The 1,792-nt window shown below is 68.5% G+C and carries 2 protein-coding genes and 1 pseudogene; all 3 read left to right on the plus strand.

Translation table 11 applies throughout. The annotated features are described in order from the left end of the window. Window positions 1–77: 77 nt before the first annotated feature. The gene (locus PHQ87_RS14625; RefSeq protein ID WP_300235910.1) at window positions 78–980 is read left to right on the plus strand and encodes a glutamate ABC transporter substrate-binding protein; all 903 of its coding nucleotides are present in this window, start codon (window positions 78–80) and stop codon (window positions 978–980) included. 3 nt (window positions 981–983) lie between these two features. Next, window positions 984–1,646 (plus strand): ABC transporter permease subunit, encoded by a 663-nt coding sequence (locus PHQ87_RS14630; RefSeq protein ID WP_300235913.1) that lies wholly within the window; start codon window positions 984–986, stop codon window positions 1,644–1,646. Further along, window positions 1,643–1,792: pseudogene (locus PHQ87_RS16080) on the plus strand (amino acid ABC transporter permease); the annotation flags it as partial. The gene PHQ87_RS14630 and the pseudogene PHQ87_RS16080, both read left to right, overlap by 4 nt.

Genomic DNA, 1,792 nt, shown 5'->3' on the forward strand with positions numbered 1-1,792 from the left:
GCCGCGCATGCGTGAAGCCCGCCCCGAACTGCGCTATATTGATTTCTGTAGCACACCATCCGAGAGCAGAGGCACGCATGTCGATCACATCCTTTCTGAAATCCACCCTGACGGCGCTGGCGCTCGTCACCGGCGGATCGCTTTTTGCCCAGGGCACGCCCATCAACGCCGCCGCGTTTGACGCGCTGGTGGCGCAGGGCCCCGTCGCCAGCGCGGACGCCATCGCCGCCAGCACCTGGGCCAGCAAGATCAAGCAGGCCGGCACCTTGCGCCTGGGCGGCACGCAAACCTCCAACCTGTTCTCGCTGCTCAACGAGAAGGACAACCGGCTGCGCGGCTTCGACGCCGGCCTGGCCCAACTCATCACCCGCTACATCCTGGGCGATGCCGCCAAGTTCCAGTTCACGCAGGTGACCTCGTCCACGCGCGAGCAGGTGCTCATCAACGACCAGGTGGACATGGTCCTCGCCACCTACTCCATCACCCCCGCGCGCGCCGAGAAGATCTCGTTCGCCGGCCCGTACTACACCTCGCAGGCCGGGGTGCTGGTCAAGGCGAACAACAAGACCATCCAGTCGTACAACGACCTGGCCGGCAAGAAGGCCGCCACGCAGGCCGGCTCCACGGGCCCGGCGATCCTGGCGCAGTTCGCGCCCAAGGCGATCGTGCAGGAGTTCCAGACGCACCAGGAAGCCCTCGACGCCCTGCGCCAGGGGCGCGTGGACGCCTACGTCACCGACCACACGCTGCTGCTCAACGCCCTGAGCCTCGGCAGCGGCGACGCGAAGCTGGCGGGTGCCCCCTTCGGCGCCCAGGACCCCTACGGCATCGGCCTGCCCAAGGGTTCGGACGGCGTGGCCTTCATCAACGCCTTCCTCAAGCAACTGCAGGCCGACGGCACCTGGGCCAAACTGTGGACGATCTCCATCGGCCAGCGCACCGGCAACACCGACGTCCCGACGCCGCCCGCCCTCCCCTGATCAATGGACGAGGTCGCCAGGCTCCTCACCGACTATGGGCCTGCCTTCGGGCAGGCCCTTTTTCTGACCTGGAAGCTCACGCTCGTCTCGTTCGTGCCCGGCTTCGTGCTGGGCGTGGTGGTGACGGTGCTGCGGCTCTTTCCGCTGCCACCGCTGCGCTGGGCCCTGACCCTCTACGTCGAGGTCTTCCGCAACATCCCCGGCGTGGCGCTGCTGATCTTCATCGTGTTCGCGCTGCCCGACCTCAACGTCCTGATCGACTACGAGCACAGCGTGATCCTGACCCTGGCGCTGATCTGCTCCGCCTTCACGGCCGACTACCTGCGCACGGGCATCAACACCGTCGCCGGCGGCCAGATCGAGGCCGCCCTCAGCCTGGGCATGCGGCCGCTGCGCGTCATCGTCTCGGTGGTGCTGCCGCAGGCGCTGCGCGCGGTGGTGCAACCAATGACCTCGCTGCTCATCGCGCTGATGCTGTCCACCTCGCTGGCGTCGCAGGTGCCGCTGCCAGGCCGTGAACTCACCGCGCTCGTGTCCAAGATCGCCACCGACTCCGCCGCCGGCATGGCCGCGTTCGCGCTGGCGGCGGCCATGTACGTGGTCACCGGGCTGCTCATCGGCTGGGCCGGTGCCGCCCTGGAAAAGAAGCTGCGGATACTGCGATGAGCCGCCCGCTGGAAGAGATCTTGTTCGGCTCGCCCAGCCCCCGGGCCCGGGCCATCACCCGGGTGGTCAGCGGCATCGCGGCGGCCGCGCTGCTGGCGCTGGTCGCGGCCGCCGCGCTGCGCTTCCATGAGGCCGGGCAGCTCGAG

Origin of the sequence: Hydrogenophaga sp., from assembly GCF_028698005.1 — a bacterium.
Taxonomy (GTDB): domain Bacteria; phylum Pseudomonadota; class Gammaproteobacteria; order Burkholderiales; family Burkholderiaceae_C; genus Hydrogenophaga.